This is a genomic window from Amycolatopsis roodepoortensis (assembly GCF_014873915.1).
Taxonomy (GTDB): Bacteria; Actinomycetota; Actinomycetes; order Mycobacteriales; family Pseudonocardiaceae; genus Amycolatopsis; species Amycolatopsis roodepoortensis.
On record NZ_JADBEJ010000003.1, the window covers coordinates 1 to 16,910 of the forward strand.

The window sequence follows — 16,910 nt, forward strand, 5'->3', positions numbered from 1 at the left end:
CCTCGATCGTGCACACCCTCTGACCTGCGGTTTCTGGTATTCAGCGTAGTCCACTGATGACCACTCTTATAGGCCGTATGTGCAGGTCAGCCAGTGTTTGAGTGCGAGTCGTTCCCACTCTCGTCCACTGTCGTGCCCTGAACATCTGCCCCATGATCTGCCCCACGCACCTCTTCGTGCCCCATGGCGGCGAGTTCGTCCTTCACAGCGCGGAGTTCGACAGGGTCGCCCATTCTCGCCGTGAACGCGTTGAGCGCGGTGTCCGTCAGCTGCACGTACTCGGCAGTCTGGTCGAGCGTGGCGTGCCCCAGGATGGCCTGGAGCGTGAACGGATCGACGCCATTCTCGACCGCGCGTGTGGAGAAGCCGCGACGCGCGTCGTAGGCGCCACGCTTCGGCATCTTGGCGCGGCCGGACGCCCGGTTTATCGCGTAGAAGTAGTTCCGCGGCTTGGCCACCTCACCCCTCGGCGACAGGAACACGATCGCGGATTTGCACTTGGTGCCGTTGGCGTGCGGCACCCCGCACCCGGCCGCGAGGTCCCGGCCCTCCAGCGCTTCGTCGACAAGCTGAAGCGCCCGCTGCGTCAACGGAACCTCGCGTTCTTCCCCGTTCTTCGTGTACGCGCGGATGACCTTCTTGTTGCTGACGTAGACGTCCGCGACCGTGATCCGGCGGCGCTTGCGGTCGACGTTCACGGCGTGAAGACCGCAGAGCTCGTTAGGGCGCAGGCCGGTTTCGAGCTCGAACTCAAGCATCCGCTTGTATCGCGGGTGCAGCTTCTTCCCCAGTTTGGCGGCTTCATCGGTGGTCGTGTGCGTCTTCTTCTGTCGCTTCGGCGCCTTCGGCAGCTCGATCCCGACGCACGGTGAGGCGTCCAAGATCTTGAGCTTGATCACCGCGTAGTTGATCGAGGCGCGGAACGGCGTGTAGACCGTGCGCACGTAGTTCGGTTTCCTCCCCAGGATGTCGATGTCCTCGTCGATCCAGTTCTGCACGGCGACGTGGCTGATCTTGTTGATCGGAGTGTCACCCCAGCGCGGCATCACGTACCGCTTGACGTTCTCCGACTGCACGAATGTCGTGCCGCTGACCGCTTTCGCGCGCTTGGGTCGCGTGTTGTAGATCTCCCACAGGTCCCGCCACAGCATTTTCGCCGAGGCGGTGCCAGCCTCGGCGGCAGCACGCCGGCGCGCCTTGACCTCCTGCTCCTGCGCGGCTTCCTTGGCGTCGGTCTTGCGGTCGTAGCCGCGGCCTTCGTTCGTGATGGACTGCTTCCGCTTGGCGGTGTCTCGCCAGCAGCCGCGCCATCGGCCAGAGGGCATTCGTTCAGCCCATGCCATGCGGTCCCTCCACAGAGTGAAGACGGGTCTTCTGGGTCGGCGTGAAAGCCGCGGTGATCCGCAGCGCCTCGCGTTCGTCGAGGCTTCGCTGCCACGCGGCGAGGCGCTTCTCGAGCGCCTTCTGCGCCTTGGTCATCTCGGTGCGCATCGCGGCCCGGTGCGCTTCCTGCGCCTCCCGGTGCTCCTCGTGGCACGTCGCGAGGTAGTCGATGATCTTCTGCGTGCACCACACGAGTAGTGAGGTCGCGCCGAAGAACGCGGCGCTGATGCCGGCGAGGTTCACGGCGGCGCCCGGCCAGTCGTAGACGGAGCTAAAGGTCGCGAGGATGAGGGCGGCAATGCCGGTCGCCACTGCTCCGATGCCTAGCCCGAGGGCGAGGTGACGGGGGATAGGGCGGGGCGACATCGGGTAGGACACGTGGCCCTCCGTTCGTGGTGGTGGTGTGTGTCCGTTATGGACTCATTCGGTACTCGGCCTTTCGTGTGGATGTTGCTCAGCGTTAGTTAGCTTGGGAAAGTTACGACAAGCGGGTGATTTGTAACGTTGCAACTTGATTAAGAGGCATTAGCCCACTTCATCGTCGGTCTGTTGTGGACTAGAAAGCGGTTCCTCGTCGGCGTCGGCGATCAGCTCGATTACCCTCTGTCGCCACTTCTCGGCCTCTTCTGGCCCAAGGACGGCGCGGATCCGCCGGTACGTCGCCGTGCGCTCTTCTGGCGTCATGGCGAGGATCTCGCGCCGGATGGCCGCTGACTCGGCCTCCTTCGCGTCGATGCCTTCGAGTTCGGGTTCTCCGCCGTGCAGGACCGTGACCGCGCTCCCGGGCTTCCAATGCAGGTATCGCTCCAGGATCCCCAAGGTGTTCGGGCTGACCGGCTGCGCCGCTCGCTCGATGCGCAGGAGCGTCTTGTACGACATCTCCTTCCGCGGCTCGGTGACGTCCGCGAGCGCTCGCGGGGTCGGGTAGCCGGCGAGCTGTCGAAAGCTGATGACGTGCGACGCCAGTCGCTGCCAGTTCAGACGGTTCCAATCCTGTCCAGTTGCCACGCGTCGAGGGTGGCGTCCTGGTCCTCTGCTGTCCATCCTCGCGGGCGGTCGGGCGCCTCGTCTGGTGTCCATCACTGTCCCCTCTGTTCCAGTGGTGTCCAACGGTATCCACTCAGTCGCGAGGTGTATACCCAGCTCCACTACGTCGTAACCAATCCGTGATGTCCATTCAGTTCCATTTCTTCCACTTTGGGCCTACGGTGTCCACTATGAACACCGCAGACGCCGCGAACGGCGGCGGCGGCGGCGCCGGGACCAACGGGCCGCCCACGAAGCCCATCAAGAAGAAGACGGCAGCGCAGACGATCGCCGAAGCCCCGAAGCAGTGGATGTCCGCATCGGACTGCGCCGACGCGTCGCCGCGCCACCACAACTCCGTGCTGCTCGCGCTCCGCCGAGGCCTGCTCGTCGGGAGTCAGTCGGGCCCGAAGGGCACGTGGCTCATCGAGCGCGGCGACTTCGACGCCTGGCTGCGCGACGGCGCCAAGTTCAAGCGCACCGCCTGATCTCGACAGCGTCGCGCCGCGACGGAAACGCGGCCAGACAAAGGAAAAGCCCGTCTCGTGCTGGCACACGAGACGGGCGGCAATCAAGAGGAGGAACCCCTCGTGATCAGTTCGAAGTGTCTCACGGACCCCAGATCACCGCGGCATGCGATGCCGCCGGAGTTCGAGGACCGACCCGACGAGCACGAACACAACGTCGCTCGGATCGTCGCGAACGCGACGGAGACCCCGGAGCTGCTCGGCGGCTTGCGGCTGGTGACTCCGTACGTGCACGGCGTGCACCGCAAGGTCGAGCCGGGCGACACGATCCCACTGCCTCGGATCGAGGCGATGGCGCACGCCGCTTTCCTGTTGGGGGCGCAGCTCGGCGCGATGGGCGCAGACGTGCGGATGGCGCGGGTCGAGCGCGGCCTGTGCGCGCACTGCCAGCGCACGAACCACTACACGACGGTCCGCATCTACCCGCTTCCCGACCCGAGGGACCCGGACGCGCCCCAGACGGTGCCGGACGCGTGCGCCTGCTGCGCGCCCGGAGTGCTTCGGGCCGTCCAGGACGCGTCGTCGGGTCGTGCGCCGATCGTCGTCGAGGTCTGGCACCCGAAGCCGGAATCCATCAACGAGAACACCGACACCGAAGGGGACGACCGGTGAAGACCGAGGACAAGCCGTTGCACGTCAGGCAGGCCGAGGCGCTGCGCCGCCAGGCTGAGGGACTCCGGCGCCTGGCCGACATGGTCGAGGCGCACCCGGAGATTCAGGCGTACTACCTCAAGCCGGACGAGCCGATCACGATGACCGCCTGGTACGCCACAAGCCCGGCGGAACTCACGGCGATTATGCGCGCTGCGCGGCAGCACAAGGCGAAGGTCGAAAAGGACGCCTTTGACGACGTCTACCAGCTGAAGGTGTCGTGGGACGGCCTGACCGTGGCGGCGCTCGCGAACCGCGGCGAGGTGTGCGAGCGCGTCGTCACCGGGACCGAGACGGTCACGAAGACCGTGCCGGATCCGGTGAAGCTGGCCGAGGTCCCGACGGTCGAGGTGACGGAGACCGTCGACAAGGTCGAGTGGGTGTGCCGTCCGCTGCTGGCCGCCGAGAAGGCCCCGGCGGTGACGGCGTGAACACGGACCTGCACCTGACGGTGGCCGGGCTCAAGTACCTGTCCGACCGCACCACCGAGGAGTACGCCGCCGCGCGCCTCAAGGCCGAGTCCGAGGTGACCAAGGGCAGCCGGATCGCGGTGTACGCGCCGGACGGGACGAAGCTCGGCGCGCTGTCGCGGAGCGCGCCGGAGAAGACCGCCGGAGTCGGCGACGCGGGCGCGTTCCTGGACTGGGTGAAGGAGCACCACCCGGACAAGATCGAGTTCGACCTGGAGATCGTCGGCTCCGACGAGAAGGTCAAGGCCGTGCTGTACGAGCACGCCAAGGAGCTCGTGAAGCCGGTCGAGAAGGTGTCGCCCGCCTTCCGTGCGAGCGTGCTGGAGGCGTCGACCGCGTACGGTGCCCCAGCCGGACCCGGCGGCGAGCTCGACGTCCCCGGCATCGTCGTGTCGGCGAACGCGCCCACGGTGGTCTCGTTCAAGCCGTCCGACGGATCGCGGCACGCCATCGTCGAACTGCTGCGCGAGGGCAAGGTGCAGCTTCCCGACCTGCTCGCCGAACCGTCCGCCGTGGACGGTGCCGAGTGACCGCCGAACCCACCATGCAACAGCTCGACGAGGCGGGCCGGGCGCTGCGCGAGACCCTTGACCGGCTGGCCGAGCCGTTCGGGCCGGAGGCGATCGGGAAGAAGCCGATCGTGGTGTGCCAGGCGTGCGAGCACGCTGACGGCATCTGCGCCGCGCACGTCGAGCGCCCGTGTGACACGTGCGGGAACACCCTCACCGAAGCGCACGAGCACCTCGATTTCGTCGGACACGCCCACGTACGGCAGAGGTTCAACGAGGTCGATCCCAACTGGAACTGGCGTCCGCTCGCCAGGACCGGGAGCGGGCTCCCGGTGTTCGACGACTACCGCGGCTTGTGGATCGAACTCACCATCGGCGGGAAGACCATGCTCGGCTACGGCAATGCCACGAGCAGGCGCGGCGGCGGTGACGCGGTCAAGGAGTGCATCGGCAACGCGCTACGCAATGCTGGGCAGTCGTTCGGGGTCGCGCTCACGATGTGGATGCGCGAGCCGCTCCGGGTCGTCGAGCCGGTGAAGCCACGTCCCGCCGATGCGCACCTCACCGACGAGCAGCTCGCCAAGCGGCTCCGCAAGGAGATCACGAGCTACAACCACGGCAAGGGCAAGCCGTTCGGCCAGACCGTCGGCGGATTCAAGGCCTGGACCAAGGGCGAACACGAGTTCCGCGAGGCACCGCCCGGTGTCCTCGCGCGCTACCTGGAACACCTGAAGGCGTCGTGAACCCGCGCGGGTTCTTCCCCGAGAGCGAGGCCCGCACCATCGTGCGGGCTCGCTCCGGCGGACTGTGCGAGAAGTGCGGTCAAGCCGAGGCGATCCATTGGCACCACCGGCTGAACCGTTCGCAGGGCGGCACCTGGCACCCGTCCAACGGGCTGCACCTGTGCCTCGCCTGCCACCTGGAGATGGACCAGGCCGACGAGGTGCTGTTCGCCAACGGCTGGCGGATCAGCGGCAAGGACTCGCGGCCGTACACCGAGATCCCGGTGACGCACTGGCTGTACGGCCGGATGCTGCTCGACGACCTCGGCGACTTCCAGTACCCGCCGCCCGCCCTGGCGGTGGCGTGATGTCCACCGCCGGTTTCGTCTTCCTCGCCTCGATCGTCGTCTGCTTCGGCCTCATCCCCCGGATTTTCCTTGCTCTCCTGGACTTCCTGATCCGAAAGGACCAACGATGACGACCACATTGGACGGTCCCGTCGCGACCGGCTGCGAGACCTGCAAGGGGCCCGGCGGGAAAAAGGATTGCCCGGTGCACGGCGATACCGTCGAGCTCGCGACCCGGGTCCGGCCGCACGGGCGCGCGAAGTACGTGTTCGAGGGTTGCCATTGCGAGGTGTGCCGGAAGGCGAACACCGCCTACGCGCAGAAGCGGTACCGGCGGAACGCGTTGCGTCGCAGCGCCACCGTGGAGTCCGGACCGGTCCGGGAGCACGTGCTCCGTCTCAAGGCGGCAGGCCTGGGCCTGCCGCGTATCGCCGAGCTGGCCGGGATCCACAAGCAGACCGTGCAGTACCTCATGCACGGGGCGGCCGGGCGTGAGTCCGGTCCGGCGCGGAGGATCCGGCGCGCGACGGCAGAGCTGATTCTCGCGGTCGACCCGGCCACCGCGCCGCCCATGGACCTCGCCGTCGTCGACGGCACCGGGACGAGACGACGCCTGCAAGCGCTGTGCGCCCTGGGCTGGTCCCAAACGGTCCTAGGCCGACGTCTGGGGCTCTCGCAGCAGAACCTCAGCGCCCTGATCAACGGCGGCGGCGTCCGCTGGACACGATCGCGTCAGGTCACCCAGCTCTACGACGAGATGTGGAACCAGAAACCGGCCGAGGACACCGCGATTCAGCGGCGCGACGTCGCCGCCGTCCGCCGGAACGCGGTTCGCCGCGGCTGGGCGCCCCCGATGGCATGGGACGACGACGCGATCGACGACCCGGCCGCCCGGCCCGCCGGTGTCCGTCGCCCGGCGCGGGCAGCGTCGTGAACCGCCGGCAGTGGCGCGCCCGGCTCGCCACCGTCGCGACCAACGTCAACACGGCCTTGCGCCGCAATCCCGACCGCATTCCCGAGGCCCCGCTGTGGATCCTCGCGGACCAGACCGCCGCCGATGATGCGGCACGAAAGAAGACCCGATGGCTCTGAACCGCATCGCGGCGGCCTACCTGATCCGGCACAACGCGCGCACCGCCGTGCACGAGTTGTTCGGCGCGGCCCGGCTGAACGTCACCGCGGACGAGGTCGGCCCGACGCAGATCCCGCGCTACCTCGTGTCGGCGAGCACGCCGAAGGTGCCCGCCGCGCCCGGCCTGCTGACCCCGCGAGAGCTGCAAATCCTGCTGCTGATCGCGGCTGGGCTCGAGAACCCGGAGATCGCCCGGTCGCTGCACGTGTCCGTCGACACGGTCAAGACGCACGCGCGGAGTCTCTTCCGCAAGCTCGGTGCCCGAGGCCGGGCGAACGCCGTCCACATCGCACACCAGCGCGGCATCATGGGCGGCGAGTGATGGGCGCCTATCCCGAGATCCTCCGGCGGTTCAAGCCCGAGACCGCCGAGCACGAGATGACCGTCGCCCACGACGAAGGCCTGTACCGGCACCTGAAGTTCAGGCACACCGGGACCTGCTATTCCGGCTACTACTGGTTCGACCTGATCACCGTGCCGGGCGCGCTGATCTTCCAGGGAGACGGCGACGGGTTCATCTTCCAGCGCGTCGAGGACATGTTCGAGTTCTTCCGGGGACCGGTCGGCCGGATCAATCCCGCCTACTGGCAGGAGAAGGTCGTCAGCGGCCGCGAAGGCCTTCTCACCTACAGCGAGAAGGCTTTCCGGGACAAGGTGATCGAGGAGTTCCGCGACGCGTGCGCGGTTGGCGTGCCGCGCGGGACCGGTCGGGCGCTGCGCGAGCAGATCCTCGCCGACGACTACGCCGAGATCCACTACGAGCAGGGTGCCCGCGAGGCGGTGGAGCTGTTCGAGCACGACGGGTTCGAGTTCTCCGACGTCGATGACTGGGACCTGAAGGATTTCAACTGGTGGTTCCTGTGGGCGTGCCACGCGATCGTGTGGGGAATCGCCTACTACGACACGAAATCCCGGCCGACGGTGCCGGACCCGGCGCCCGCCAGGCCGCGGCCGAAAGTCCGCCCCGAACCGCGCGTCATCGTCGGATCGCCCTCGCCGAGTCGGCAACTGCCCGTGATGCTGGGCGCGCGCCGGATCATCGATGTGCACCTGCCGGAGCCGGTCGGCGAGGTGATCACGTGACGCTCACCAAACCGGCGTTCGGCAAGCACCTGAACCACATCCCGTCCAGCGCGTACCCGTGCCCGGAGTGCTTCCGCGCCGAGGCGCTGGACATCTACGAGCACGTGGCCGTGTGGGCGTGCGGGTTCGTCCGGCCGCTCCCGCCGGTGCGGCAACCCCGCTGGATGTCGGCATCGCGGACAAGGAAGGCACGCGCATGAACCCCAACGACGTCGACGAGCTCCGCGAGCTCCTGCACCCGCTCGTGCTCGACGTGGAGTCCGTGCCGTACCCGCCGATCACCGCCGACACGCTCGCCCGCCGGAAGGAGGCGCGGACGCGATGACGTCTCGGTGCCAGCGGCCGCAGTGCGGCAGGCGACTCACGGACCCGGCGAGCCAGCGGCGCGGCTACGGACCGGACTGCTACCGCATGACGTTCGGCCGCTCGGCGCCGCTCGACGTCGCCGAGCGCGTCGGTCCGGCGACGCTGTTCGACCTGCCCGACGCGCCGCCGATCGACGCGCCCCCGCCGAGCCGGGACGCGCGCCGGACCGCCCGGCAGGCGGAGGCACTTCGTCGCGGCTACCACCCGCTCGGCGTCGCCCTGCGAATCAACATCCCGCTCCACCCGGACGCGCCCCGCTCCATCGACCGGAAGGCCCCCGGCCTCCGATGCGGCTCGTGCGTCCTCCGCGTCGTCCCGCTGCGCGACGTCGCCGGGACCTACCCCAAGTGCTCCTACGGCGGCGACTGGCGACGCGCGACTGGCGGCCCCGGAACCGACGTCCGCGCCTGGTGGCCCGCCTGCAAGGAATACCGACCCAAGGGAGACAACAACAAGTGATCAAGATCTACGGCGCCAGCGACGACCTGATCGAGGTCGACGGCGACATCCGTGCGGAGTTCCCCGTCACCGACACCGGCGAGGACGGCGTCCTGCTGGCCGTCTCAAGCGGCGTCGTCATTCGGATCCGCTACCGCACCTGCTGGCGGATCGACCTCGTCACCGGCGCAGGTGTCGAGATCGTGCCATGCCCGGAAGACGACGAGGACAACTACTCCGACGTCGCCACGATCACCGACCCCGTCACCTGGATCGTCTGCCGCGACGAGTTCGTCAAGGCCTGACCGAGATCTGTTTCACCACAAGGAAAGGAACACGGAAGTGAGCAACGAACAGTCCACCGAGGACGAGACTGAGACGACCGACTTCGCGGTCATGCTCGCCCAGCTGGCCAAGGGCAAGAGCAACACCCAGCTCTCCGAGGAGCTGCGAGCGGTCGTCGCCGGGGTCGCCAAGACCCACAAGAACGGCAAGCTCACGGTCACCATCCACGTCAAGCCTCAGCCGAAGGTCGCCGGCGCCGTCATCGTCTCGGCCGTCTCGAAGGCCACGGTGCCCGTGTTCGAGCAGGCCGCCGAAATCCTCTACGCCACCAACGACGGCGACCTGGTCCGCGACGACCCGCAACAGCACCGCCTCTACTGACCCCGTCCATCCCGGAATCCCGCTCTACCAAGGAGAAGTCTTGAGCAACCCCGAACTCACCCGCGAACCGTCCTACGACGGCGACCTGATCGAGTCGTTGACCCGCCGCGCCGGGTACACCGAACCGCCGAAGTCGTACGACGTCCACGCCGACGGCGGATACATCGTTCGCGTCGTCCGCGACGACGAGCAGATCCAGAAGCTCAACCTCGAAGGTTGGCTGACCGTGCCGGATCGCACCCGCGGCGCGGCCACGGTCTACGACCCGATGAACTTCGTCGAGTACGTCAAGCGGCTCGGTAACCTCCGCACGACCGTGTGGGGCGACGAGGACAGCCTGTCGTTCACCGCCGTGTTCAACGACCACTCCGGGCCTGAAGCCGCCGGGTGGCGCGACCACACCGCACGGCTTCAGCTGCGCAACGACCCGGAGTGGTCCCAGTTTCAGCAGCGTTCCGGCCAGTACCTCGATCAGATCACGTTCGCCGAGTTCCTCCAGGACTACGCCCCGTCGATCGTGCGGCCGGACGGCGCGACCTTGCTCACCGTCGCGATGAACTTCAAGGCGCACCGCAAGGCCGAGTTCGAGACCGCGGTGGACCTCAGCACCGGTGACGTGTCGTTCACCTACACCGAGCAGACCACGCCGAAGGTCGCGCCGAAGGCCGGGCAGATCGAGGTCCCGCGCGAATTCACCGTCGCGCTGTCCCCGTTCCTCGGCCTGCCCACGGTCGAGGTGAACGCCCGCCTGAAATTCGACATCACGCGGGATGGCCTGCGAATCGGGTTTCAGCTCGTGCGCCCGGACCTCGTCCGACGGCAGGCGTTCGCCGACATCCGCCAGACCATCGCCGACGGTCTCGAGGAAACCGGGATCCCGGTTCTCCTCGGCGCCGCCCCCGGCGCGGTGACACCGCAGCAGTAGCCCTGTCCCGATGACCGGCGCTGGCCGGACCGTGCTTCCTCCGGCCCGGCCAGCGCCACCCCACCCACGACGAGGAGGTGACCATGAGCGTCCAGATAGGACGGCCCGACATCGCGCCGATCGCCCGGGGGCGCCTCATGCTCGCCTGCCGCCTCGGTGAGCTCCCGGCCGAAGTCCTTGAACCGAAGGACCGCGAGCGCCTCGTCTACGACTTCTGGGCCGCGGGCTGGTCCGACGTCGAGATCGCCACGCGTACCCGCATGACCACCTACACCACCGGTCGCATCCGAGCCCGTCTCGGCCTTGCGGCGCACCCTGCACGAGAAAGGGCCACGGCCTAATGCCCGCTCCTACGACCCGTCGTCTCGGGAACTACGCGCCACTGTCGGCGAAGTACTGGACCGACAGCGCGCTCATGCAGGCCGGAGAGAAGGCCGAAGTCCTGTACGCGCGGGCCCTGTCGTTCTGCGTCGATCAAGGCACGGACGGGTTCATCTCAGACCTTCAGCTGACGCGCGCCGTCGGTCACGGGATGCGCGACGCGATGAAACGCGCACAGATCTTGTCGGAAACCGTCACCGGTGACGGCGACACCCTGTGGACGCGTGACGACGTGCGCGGCGGATTCTGGGTCACAGCGTGGTTGCGGTGGAACAAATCCGTGGAGGAAATCGAAGCCCTCCGGGAGAAAGACGCAGCTCGCAAGGGCAAACGGCCCCCGCTTCCGCCAGGACCCGACGGGGAGAAGCCGAAGGATTCCGGACGGAATCCGAACGGAATCCCTACGGAATCCGACCGGACTCCGAGTGCCAAGACACTACAAGACAAGACAACTACAACATCAAGACAAGAAGAACCTTCCGCGCCTGACGGCTCTGACCTGTTCTCCGAATTCTGGGACGCCTACCCCCGCAAGGCCGGGAAGGCCGCCGCACGCAAGGCATGGCCCAAGGCCGTGAAAGCGATGAAGGCGACCGAGGACGCGACCTCGGCCGAACGGCTCGTCGCCGCAGCCCGCTACTGGGCGGGTCTGTGGGAACGGGCGGACATCGAGACCCAGTACATCCCGCACCCGGCGACGTGGCTGAACGGCAAACGCTGGGACGACGAGCCACCCCCGCCGAAACTGCGCGCCGTCTCCGGCGGCTACCAGCCCTACCGCAACCCCGACGACCAAAGCGTCTACGACGAACCCCTCGGCTAGGAGAACCCCATGACGGAACCACGGAAGGCGTTCAGCCCGCCGTCGGGCGCGATCCCGCCCCCGATCGACTGGGCGGCCGAAGACGCCCGCGTCGCCACCGAGTACCGCGAAGAAGCCCGCCTCAGGGCACGCCGCGAGCTCGCGAAGGCCCTGCCCCCGCGCTACGCCAGCGCCGACACCGACCTCCCCGAGCTCGCGGCGTGGGCGGCAGCTCTCGCGGTGAAGGACATGACCAACGGCCCGGCCAAGGGCCCGGCGCTGCTGCTGCTCGGCGGGACCGGCGTCGGCAAGACCCACGCCGCGATCGCCGCGCTCCGCCGCTACGTCGCCGCCGGCGGCGACGCGACCCCGGTGATGACCACCGCCCCCGACCTGTACGCCGACCTCCGCCCCAAGAGCGGCAAGACCGGCGATGTAAGCCTGGAGCGCTACACCGACGCGAAGCTCCTGATGGTCGACGACCTCGGCGCCGCGAAAACCTCGGAATGGGTCGAGGAAGTGAACTACCGGCTCATCAACCACCGCTACAACCACGAACTCCCGACCCTGTTCACCTCGAACGTGCCTCCCCGGGAACTCGGCGCGGTGCTGGGCGAGCGCGTGACCTCTCGGCTGACCGAGATGTGCCGCATGGTCGTCCTCAAAGGACCGGACCGGAGGAGGGCGGCGTGATCGCGCTCTTCGCCGTCCGGCCCCAGCGCGGCTCTGTCGTCCACCTGCACGGTCCCAGCTACAGGCCGAGCGCGAAGCCGCGGGGAGTCGACCGCGTGGCCCTGTGCGGCGCCCCAGTGTGGCCGAGCAGCCACGACACCCCGTTCGAGGACACGCTGAGCCAGCTGGCCGACGCCGTGCGCTGGACGAGCATGGAGCCGTCGCCCACCGACCCGCGTCCGGCGTGGCGCTGGTGCCGCTCATGTACCGGCCACGCCCTCGACCTGGCCGGGCTCGTCACCGAGTTCCTGATCGCGGCCGCCGAGCGGCAGCCCAAGTCCACGAGCAGCCCGCCATGACCCGGCGAGACGACGGACGGTTCCCTGCCGACCTCGACGGCCCGACACCGTTCACCCGCCCCTGCCCGTACTGCCACGCGGCACCACGCCAACCCTGCACCCGCCCCAGCCGCCGACGAGGCGGCCGTGTCGAACTCCGCGGCTACCACGACAGCCGCGTCTACCCGCCAACAAACCCCGAAAGGACGCTCCCATGATCCAGATCTACCGGCCCCCGAACCACACCGACGACGATCACCGCTACGCCTTGGTGGTCGACGGCGGCGACGGCGGCATCGAGCTCTACGACCAGGGCGGCGAGCTGCGTGACCTCGACGAGCTCCCCGACGGGTGGGTCGAGCAGGTGCCCGTCGACAAGCTGCTTCGCCCCGAACGTGACCGGTTCTACGGGTTCACCGACCACGGCCACCCGGTCGGCCCGAAGCCCGACGACGTCGAGTGGCCAGACCTGGTTGCGCGGTGCGGTGCTCTCGCGGGCTGCCCGGCGTGCCGGGCCGACGCCGGGCGGCTGCGCCAGGAGGCCGACCGTGGCTGACCAGACCGAAACCGCCGGCGCCGACGGCATGATCGACGAAGCGGCCCGTGTCATCCACGACGCCATCGCCACCGAACTCGAATGGGCGCCAGGCGGTGAACCCGAGATTGTCGACCTCGCCGCGGCCCGTGCCCTCGCCCGTCGCGGCCAGCTCGCCGATCCCGGACAGCGCGCGGAGATCGAGCGGTTGAGGTTCCTGAACGGCGAGGCCGAGCACCAGCTGAACCGGGCGCTCACCGAACTGCGTGAACGCACCGCCGAGAGGGACAGCCTCCGCGCCGACTACCAGCAACGGGACCGCCAGCTCCGCGAACGCACCGCACAGCGGGACAAGGCGCTGCGCGAGCGGAACGCACGGCAGGCCCGCATCGAGGCCGCGCTCAAACTCACCGAGCCGCATCCGCTCCGGCACTGGGACACGCAGTGGCCGATCCGCGAGGTGCTGCAAGGCGACCAGCCCGCCGAGCCCGAGCCGCGGCTCAGGCGGGACAACCTCGGCGCCGTCAGCATCTACTTCGGTCCGAACGGCGAGCGCGTCGCCTACGACGAGACCAACGACAGGTACGTGCCCGCGCCGACTTCGCCGTCCGCTGTGGACAGTGGCGAAGACGTGGCGAAGCAGTGCCAGTACCAGGTCATCCCCGGCACCGAGCCGGACCGGCGCGGGCTCTGTATAGCGGCGGCCACCGACGACGGGTTCTGCCAGACCCACGCCGAAGCGATGCGCGCGAAGACTGAGCCGCCCGCGCCGTTCGTGCCCGCAGCCGACGCCTTCCGCGAGGCGACCGATGGCTGACCGGCTGATCCGCGTACGGCGCAGCCCCGCCCGCGCCGGCGGTCTCCGGTGGGGCGGGTATCCCGGCTGGGCGTGGCGGTGCCCGTGCTGCCAGACCGGCGGCCGTGCCTCGTCCTGGTCGCAGGTGCGGAAGACGTCCCGGCTGTCGGCGTTTGAGCGGGTCATCCGCGCCGTCAACAAGCACCTGCGAGACCGGCACCGCGACGAGCACTTCGCCTACGTCCTGCGAAAGGCGGCGTGATGGACCACGAGACCGACCTCGACCACGACGAGGACGACCACGACCCCGATTCTGACCCTCTGGAGGACACGACCATGCCCGACCCGAACCGCTACCGCCGCGCCGTCATCCCGATCAGCACCGACCTCGTGAAACTCCTCCTCGGCCTCCCGCCGGACATGGACGTCCACCACCTGTTCCTCAGCCCGGACGGCTACAACGTCATGGCCGCGGTCACCTCGCCCGACCTCCCCGAGGTCGAGCCGGGACACGCAGCGCCCGGTATCTGCCCGATGTACGAGGTGGTCGACGGTCGCGGCGTCCTCGTCAACAGCGGCGTCTCCGCTGTGCCCGGCGCGCGGCGATGGGAATGGGCCTACCGGTACGCCGACCACAACGCGCCGATCTGGCACCCAGACCAGACCGAGGCCGACGTCCGCCGCAAGGCAGCCCGCGACCTGTCCGTGATCGTCCTGCGCCGCGAGCCCGGCACCACCGAATGGGAGGCGGCGCCAGCATGACCGACTACACGATCACCTCACGCGACCCGCGCGTCCTCGACGCCGTCCGCGACTTCCTGACCGGCAACGGCATCGATCCCCGCGACGTCCCGCGCTACTCGACGATCACCGTCGAGGACGACCGGCTCACCACCGACCGGTACCTCCGCGACGAAGACGGCAGGCTCGCACGCGTCGGCGGGCAGCCCGTGATCGAAACCGTCGCCGTCGACCTCGTCGTGCCGTGGCCCGCCGATCTCGTCCTGCACCCGCTGTGCGTCGTCGAGGAGGACGGCGCCCCGTGCCCGTATCTCGCGGTCGGCGCGACCATGCGGTGCTTGCAGCACGCCGAACCCGCCAAGGGCGACACCTACCACGGCAAGTACCTCACACCCGCCCACGCCTGGACCACGGGCATCGTCGAGCCGCCGCCGGCGCCCATCCCCGCGCGGCCCTACAGCGAGGACCGCGGCATGGTCGAGCTCGGTGCCGAACTCGACCACGTCGACTTCGCCGAGGCTCACGGCGAGATCCGCCCCGAACTCGCGGCCGCACTCCTGGCCGCCGCAGAAGACCAGCTCACCGGGATCGTGACGACCACGGCGCCGTCGCGCGCCGAGCCGGTGACGCTCGACGACATCGCCGACCTGGTCGAGACCATCGATAAGTCCACGCCATACCAAAGGCGCTATGCCATGCCTGGGCCGGTCAGGTTCAACGGCGAGCTATCCGAAGGGGAGCGCGCCGACTTCCTCCGCCGCTTCGAGAAGGCGCGCATGGACACCCGCCTGCGCGTGGTCGAGCCGCGGTACACCGAGCGCCACACCACCGACCAGGGCGGCCGTGCAGCCTCCGAGCCGCAGCGTTCGCTCGGCGGCCGGATCTGGCGGCGGCTCCGTCGGTGGTCGCGATGAGCAGCATGTACCGCATCCTCTGCCTGTCTCACGACCCCGCGATCGTGCTGGAACCCGAGTTTCACTCCGGCGCGGACGGGCAGGCGCGCGCCGAAGCCGCGGTCATCGCGGGTGTCGAAGGCCACCAGGGCTGTGACCTCCTGATCGGCCGGTACTCCTACCCGCTCGTCGAGGTCGGTTGCCCACGGCACGGAGGCGAAACCCACCGGCTCCGGACCGAGTGGCTGGACGTCGTGTTGCTTCGCCTCGTTGGCCTCGCATACCGCCGGCCAGATGGCACACCTGAACGGCTGTTGGCGGGACAGGTGGCTCGCTGCTGGTCCTCGGAACGGCTGCACCGCCTCCGCCACGAGCTTGACCTCCCCGAGGGAACGGCGCAGCGAACCAGCACGAAGTAGCCGAGCTGCACGACGAAGGCCCCCGGCATGATCGCCGGGGGCCTTCTGGGGCGTGCTACCGCATAAGGTTGTCAGCCACCTCGTTTGCTGCCTGCGCGACGCGTTCGAGAGCCGCGTAGGTGTCGCTCGACGACTTCATCGCGTCGTTGATGGCCTCCTGGATGCGTTGGGAACCGGGGTGGTCGCTTCCGAGGCTTCCCGACACGCGTGCGCCGAGTTGTTCGAGCTGGTTGGCCACGTCCTGTTGCTCGTGGTACGGCATCTCTCCAGCTATGGCCCGGAGTTGCGCGGCCGCCGCGAGCGGGCGTGTGTGCCCGCGCTCGGCGTGCTCGACGAGGGCGGGCCCATGGTCGTGGGCGACGCGTTCGGCCAAGGTGTCGATACACATCTCGTGGTCGTGCTCGTGGTCGCCGGGGAAGGCGCAAGTGCGGGTGTCGGCCTGCTCGGTCATGTCCAACCTCCATGTTTCGATTCCCTGTTGCGATACACGGTAGCGCAATAGGGATAGGGAACGCAACAGGGTTGCGCTACCCTGTAGCGCATGACCGAGCTCGACGCGCTCGCCGACGCAACCCGGCACTACCACCAGACCAAGGACGACCACGACAAGGCACAAGAAGCCGTCGCCGCCGCCACCGTCGCCGCGCTCAAGGCCGGCCACCGACCGACCGACGTTGTCGAACACTCGCCCTTCACTGCGGCCTACGTTCGCCGCCTCGCCCGTGAGGCGGGCATTGCTCCCGCACGTCCGGGGCCCAAGCCCACCAAGGAGACCTGAGGGATGATCCCCATCGAAGACCCCAACCAGATGGCCGACTACCTCGCCAAGATCGCCGCGCGGTTGCGCGCACGAGACGGCTTCCGGCGCGGCACCGTGCAGATGGACGCCGCCAGCCTCGACGTCAGCAGGGCGACCGATGGCGTCACCGCGGAGGTTCCAGCCGGTGAGCGTCTCTCCATCGAGATCGAGTGGAGTGGCCCCGTGCACCTCGACAGCCCCCACAAGAAGCCACGCCGGTCGGTGTTCGACACCAGTGACGAAGACGCGTACTGGCACAGCCGGAACCACCGAGACGAAAGCTGACCCC

The 16,910-nt window shown here is 68.7% G+C and carries 33 protein-coding genes; 29 read left to right on the top strand and 4 right to left on the bottom strand.

Translation table 11 applies throughout. The annotated features are described in order from the left end of the window. Positions 1–86 precede the first annotated feature (86 nt). The 3 genes from H4W30_RS10145 to H4W30_RS10155 form a co-directional block, all read right to left on the bottom strand. Positions 87–1,325: a tyrosine-type recombinase/integrase gene (locus H4W30_RS10145; protein ID WP_192742658.1), complete on the bottom strand. Its 1,239-nt coding sequence runs from the start codon at positions 1,323–1,325 to the stop codon at positions 87–89. Between the two features lie 4 nt (positions 1,326–1,329). Further along, positions 1,330–1,761, bottom strand: a complete 432-nt coding sequence (locus tag H4W30_RS10150) for a hypothetical protein (RefSeq protein WP_192742659.1) — start codon at positions 1,759–1,761, stop codon at positions 1,330–1,332. Positions 1,762–1,908: 147 nt separating this feature from the next. Then, positions 1,909–2,391, bottom strand: coding sequence for a hypothetical protein (locus tag H4W30_RS10155; protein WP_191334926.1), 483 nt, complete (start codon positions 2,389–2,391; stop codon positions 1,909–1,911). A 209-nt stretch (positions 2,392–2,600) separates the two neighbouring features. Here H4W30_RS10155 and H4W30_RS10160 point away from each other — a divergent pair, with 209 nt between their 5' ends. From H4W30_RS10160 to H4W30_RS10280, 27 genes are all read left to right on the top strand, one after another. After that, entirely contained in the window at positions 2,601–2,897 is a 297-nt protein-coding gene (locus H4W30_RS10160) for a hypothetical protein (RefSeq protein WP_191334925.1), read from the top strand. A 102-nt stretch (positions 2,898–2,999) separates the two neighbouring features. Further along, entirely contained in the window at positions 3,000–3,548 is a 549-nt protein-coding gene (locus H4W30_RS10165) for a hypothetical protein (protein ID WP_191334924.1), read from the top strand. Next, positions 3,545–4,018 (top strand): hypothetical protein, encoded by a 474-nt coding sequence (locus H4W30_RS10170; RefSeq protein WP_191334923.1) that lies wholly within the window; start codon positions 3,545–3,547, stop codon positions 4,016–4,018. The genes H4W30_RS10165 and H4W30_RS10170 overlap by 4 nt, the downstream gene beginning before the upstream one ends. Then, on the top strand, positions 4,015–4,587 hold the full coding sequence (locus tag H4W30_RS10175) for a hypothetical protein (protein WP_191334922.1): 573 nt from the start codon (positions 4,015–4,017) through the stop codon (positions 4,585–4,587). Before H4W30_RS10170 ends, H4W30_RS10175 begins: the two co-directional genes overlap by 4 nt. Beyond that, positions 4,584–5,309, top strand: a complete 726-nt coding sequence (locus tag H4W30_RS10180; protein WP_191334921.1) for a hypothetical protein — start codon at positions 4,584–4,586, stop codon at positions 5,307–5,309. The genes H4W30_RS10175 and H4W30_RS10180 overlap by 4 nt, the downstream gene beginning before the upstream one ends. Then, on the top strand, positions 5,306–5,656 hold the full coding sequence (locus tag H4W30_RS10185) for an HNH endonuclease (RefSeq protein ID WP_191334920.1): 351 nt from the start codon (positions 5,306–5,308) through the stop codon (positions 5,654–5,656). Before H4W30_RS10180 ends, H4W30_RS10185 begins: the two co-directional genes overlap by 4 nt. 106 nt (positions 5,657–5,762) lie before the next feature. Then, positions 5,763–6,569, top strand: coding sequence for a helix-turn-helix domain-containing protein (locus H4W30_RS10190; protein WP_191334919.1), 807 nt, complete (start codon positions 5,763–5,765; stop codon positions 6,567–6,569). Continuing rightward, a complete protein-coding gene (locus H4W30_RS10195) occupies positions 6,566–6,727 on the top strand; it encodes a hypothetical protein (protein WP_192742660.1) in 162 nt (53 codons plus the stop codon). Before H4W30_RS10190 ends, H4W30_RS10195 begins: the two co-directional genes overlap by 4 nt. Further along, on the top strand, positions 6,718–7,089 hold the full coding sequence (locus tag H4W30_RS10200) for a response regulator transcription factor (protein WP_191334917.1): 372 nt from the start codon (positions 6,718–6,720) through the stop codon (positions 7,087–7,089). Before H4W30_RS10195 ends, H4W30_RS10200 begins: the two co-directional genes overlap by 10 nt. Next, positions 7,089–7,850, top strand: coding sequence for a hypothetical protein (locus H4W30_RS10205; RefSeq protein ID WP_191334916.1), 762 nt, complete (start codon positions 7,089–7,091; stop codon positions 7,848–7,850). The genes H4W30_RS10200 and H4W30_RS10205 overlap by 1 nt, the downstream gene beginning before the upstream one ends. Then, positions 7,847–8,050: a hypothetical protein gene (locus H4W30_RS10210; RefSeq protein ID WP_191334915.1), complete on the top strand. Its 204-nt coding sequence runs from the start codon at positions 7,847–7,849 to the stop codon at positions 8,048–8,050. Before H4W30_RS10205 ends, H4W30_RS10210 begins: the two co-directional genes overlap by 4 nt. After that, positions 8,047–8,175 carry a hypothetical protein gene (locus H4W30_RS44170; protein ID WP_264082840.1) on the top strand — a complete coding sequence of 43 codons (129 nt, stop codon included), beginning with the start codon at positions 8,047–8,049 and terminating at the stop codon, positions 8,173–8,175. The genes H4W30_RS10210 and H4W30_RS44170 overlap by 4 nt, the downstream gene beginning before the upstream one ends. Continuing rightward, positions 8,172–8,675, top strand: coding sequence for a DUF6011 domain-containing protein (locus H4W30_RS10215; protein WP_191334914.1), 504 nt, complete (start codon positions 8,172–8,174; stop codon positions 8,673–8,675). Before H4W30_RS44170 ends, H4W30_RS10215 begins: the two co-directional genes overlap by 4 nt. Further along, on the top strand, positions 8,672–8,959 hold the full coding sequence (locus tag H4W30_RS10220) for a hypothetical protein (protein WP_191334913.1): 288 nt from the start codon (positions 8,672–8,674) through the stop codon (positions 8,957–8,959). Before H4W30_RS10215 ends, H4W30_RS10220 begins: the two co-directional genes overlap by 4 nt. Positions 8,960–8,996: 37 nt before the next feature. After that, positions 8,997–9,320, top strand: a complete 324-nt coding sequence (locus H4W30_RS10225) for a hypothetical protein (RefSeq protein WP_191334912.1) — start codon at positions 8,997–8,999, stop codon at positions 9,318–9,320. Positions 9,321–9,360: 40 nt separating this feature from the next. After that, the gene (locus H4W30_RS10230) at positions 9,361–10,245 is read left to right on the top strand and encodes a DUF2303 family protein (protein ID WP_191334911.1); all 885 of its coding nucleotides are present in this window, start codon (positions 9,361–9,363) and stop codon (positions 10,243–10,245) included. 83 nt (positions 10,246–10,328) lie between these two features. Continuing rightward, the gene (locus H4W30_RS10235) at positions 10,329–10,586 is read left to right on the top strand and encodes a hypothetical protein (RefSeq protein WP_191334910.1); all 258 of its coding nucleotides are present in this window, start codon (positions 10,329–10,331) and stop codon (positions 10,584–10,586) included. Beyond that, a complete protein-coding gene (locus H4W30_RS10240) occupies positions 10,586–11,449 on the top strand; it encodes a hypothetical protein (RefSeq protein ID WP_192742661.1) in 864 nt (287 codons plus the stop codon). The genes H4W30_RS10235 and H4W30_RS10240 overlap by 1 nt, the downstream gene beginning before the upstream one ends. A 9-nt stretch (positions 11,450–11,458) precedes the next feature. Then, positions 11,459–12,121, top strand: coding sequence for an ATP-binding protein (locus H4W30_RS10245; protein ID WP_191334908.1), 663 nt, complete (start codon positions 11,459–11,461; stop codon positions 12,119–12,121). Beyond that, positions 12,118–12,459, top strand: a complete 342-nt coding sequence (locus tag H4W30_RS10250) for a hypothetical protein (protein WP_191334907.1) — start codon at positions 12,118–12,120, stop codon at positions 12,457–12,459. The genes H4W30_RS10245 and H4W30_RS10250 overlap by 4 nt, the downstream gene beginning before the upstream one ends. Continuing rightward, the gene (locus H4W30_RS44835) at positions 12,456–12,656 is read left to right on the top strand and encodes a zinc finger domain-containing protein (protein WP_455423568.1); all 201 of its coding nucleotides are present in this window, start codon (positions 12,456–12,458) and stop codon (positions 12,654–12,656) included. Before H4W30_RS10250 ends, H4W30_RS44835 begins: the two co-directional genes overlap by 4 nt. Then, entirely contained in the window at positions 12,653–12,994 is a 342-nt protein-coding gene (locus H4W30_RS10255) for a hypothetical protein (RefSeq protein WP_192742662.1), read from the top strand. The genes H4W30_RS44835 and H4W30_RS10255 overlap by 4 nt, the downstream gene beginning before the upstream one ends. Next, entirely contained in the window at positions 12,987–13,790 is an 804-nt protein-coding gene (locus tag H4W30_RS10260) for a hypothetical protein (protein WP_191334905.1), read from the top strand. The genes H4W30_RS10255 and H4W30_RS10260 overlap by 8 nt, the downstream gene beginning before the upstream one ends. Next, on the top strand, positions 13,783–14,031 hold the full coding sequence (locus H4W30_RS10265) for a hypothetical protein (RefSeq protein ID WP_191334904.1): 249 nt from the start codon (positions 13,783–13,785) through the stop codon (positions 14,029–14,031). The genes H4W30_RS10260 and H4W30_RS10265 overlap by 8 nt, the downstream gene beginning before the upstream one ends. Further along, positions 14,031–14,531, top strand: coding sequence for a hypothetical protein (locus tag H4W30_RS10270; protein WP_191334903.1), 501 nt, complete (start codon positions 14,031–14,033; stop codon positions 14,529–14,531). The genes H4W30_RS10265 and H4W30_RS10270 overlap by 1 nt, the downstream gene beginning before the upstream one ends. Continuing rightward, on the top strand, positions 14,528–15,424 hold the full coding sequence (locus tag H4W30_RS10275) for a hypothetical protein (RefSeq protein ID WP_191334902.1): 897 nt from the start codon (positions 14,528–14,530) through the stop codon (positions 15,422–15,424). The genes H4W30_RS10270 and H4W30_RS10275 overlap by 4 nt, the downstream gene beginning before the upstream one ends. After that, positions 15,421–15,822, top strand: coding sequence for a hypothetical protein (locus H4W30_RS10280; RefSeq protein WP_191334901.1), 402 nt, complete (start codon positions 15,421–15,423; stop codon positions 15,820–15,822). The genes H4W30_RS10275 and H4W30_RS10280 overlap by 4 nt, the downstream gene beginning before the upstream one ends. 55 nt (positions 15,823–15,877) lie before the next feature. Here the strand turns inward: H4W30_RS10280 and H4W30_RS10285 are convergent, their stop codons facing one another. Beyond that, positions 15,878–16,273, bottom strand: coding sequence for a hypothetical protein (locus H4W30_RS10285; protein WP_191334900.1), 396 nt, complete (start codon positions 16,271–16,273; stop codon positions 15,878–15,880). Between the two features lie 90 nt (positions 16,274–16,363). Between H4W30_RS10285 and H4W30_RS10290 the strand changes: the two genes are divergently transcribed. After that, positions 16,364–16,600 (top strand): hypothetical protein, encoded by a 237-nt coding sequence (locus tag H4W30_RS10290; protein WP_191334899.1) that lies wholly within the window; start codon positions 16,364–16,366, stop codon positions 16,598–16,600. A 3-nt stretch (positions 16,601–16,603) separates the two neighbouring features. Next, the gene (locus tag H4W30_RS10295; RefSeq protein WP_191334898.1) at positions 16,604–16,906 is read left to right on the top strand and encodes a hypothetical protein; all 303 of its coding nucleotides are present in this window, start codon (positions 16,604–16,606) and stop codon (positions 16,904–16,906) included. The last annotated feature ends 4 nt before the right edge of the window (positions 16,907–16,910 follow it).

Excerpts from the sequence above, each read along its gene's own strand:
- H4W30_RS10235 (WP_191334910.1), top strand. The coding sequence starts at position 10,329 with ATGAGCGTCCAGATAGGACGGCCCGACATCGCGCCGATCGCCCGGGGG.
- H4W30_RS10270 (WP_191334903.1), top strand. The coding sequence starts at position 14,031 with ATGGACCACGAGACCGACCTCGACCACGACGAGGACGACCACGACCCC.
- H4W30_RS44170 (WP_264082840.1), top strand. The coding sequence starts at position 8,047 with ATGAACCCCAACGACGTCGACGAGCTCCGCGAGCTCCTGCACCCGCTC.
- H4W30_RS10205 (WP_191334916.1), top strand. The coding sequence starts at position 7,089 with ATGGGCGCCTATCCCGAGATCCTCCGGCGGTTCAAGCCCGAGACCGCC.
- H4W30_RS10285 (WP_191334900.1), bottom strand. The coding sequence starts at position 16,273 with ATGACCGAGCAGGCCGACACCCGCACTTGCGCCTTCCCCGGCGACCAC.
- H4W30_RS10215 (WP_191334914.1), top strand. The coding sequence starts at position 8,172 with ATGACGTCTCGGTGCCAGCGGCCGCAGTGCGGCAGGCGACTCACGGAC.
- H4W30_RS10160 (WP_191334925.1), top strand. The coding sequence starts at position 2,601 with ATGAACACCGCAGACGCCGCGAACGGCGGCGGCGGCGGCGCCGGGACC.
- H4W30_RS10255 (WP_192742662.1), top strand. The coding sequence starts at position 12,653 with ATGATCCAGATCTACCGGCCCCCGAACCACACCGACGACGATCACCGC.
- H4W30_RS10280 (WP_191334901.1), top strand. The coding sequence starts at position 15,421 with ATGAGCAGCATGTACCGCATCCTCTGCCTGTCTCACGACCCCGCGATC.
- H4W30_RS10200 (WP_191334917.1), top strand. The coding sequence starts at position 6,718 with ATGGCTCTGAACCGCATCGCGGCGGCCTACCTGATCCGGCACAACGCG.
- H4W30_RS44835 (WP_455423568.1), top strand. The coding sequence starts at position 12,456 with ATGACCCGGCGAGACGACGGACGGTTCCCTGCCGACCTCGACGGCCCG.
- H4W30_RS10265 (WP_191334904.1), top strand. The coding sequence starts at position 13,783 with ATGGCTGACCGGCTGATCCGCGTACGGCGCAGCCCCGCCCGCGCCGGC.
- H4W30_RS10145 (WP_192742658.1), bottom strand. The coding sequence starts at position 1,325 with ATGCCCTCTGGCCGATGGCGCGGCTGCTGGCGAGACACCGCCAAGCGG.
- H4W30_RS10275 (WP_191334902.1), top strand. The coding sequence starts at position 14,528 with ATGACCGACTACACGATCACCTCACGCGACCCGCGCGTCCTCGACGCC.
- H4W30_RS10190 (WP_191334919.1), top strand. The coding sequence starts at position 5,763 with ATGACGACCACATTGGACGGTCCCGTCGCGACCGGCTGCGAGACCTGC.
- H4W30_RS10290 (WP_191334899.1), top strand. The coding sequence starts at position 16,364 with ATGACCGAGCTCGACGCGCTCGCCGACGCAACCCGGCACTACCACCAG.
- H4W30_RS10240 (WP_192742661.1), top strand. The coding sequence starts at position 10,586 with ATGCCCGCTCCTACGACCCGTCGTCTCGGGAACTACGCGCCACTGTCG.
- H4W30_RS10295 (WP_191334898.1), top strand. The coding sequence starts at position 16,604 with ATGATCCCCATCGAAGACCCCAACCAGATGGCCGACTACCTCGCCAAG.
- H4W30_RS10245 (WP_191334908.1), top strand. The coding sequence starts at position 11,459 with ATGACGGAACCACGGAAGGCGTTCAGCCCGCCGTCGGGCGCGATCCCG.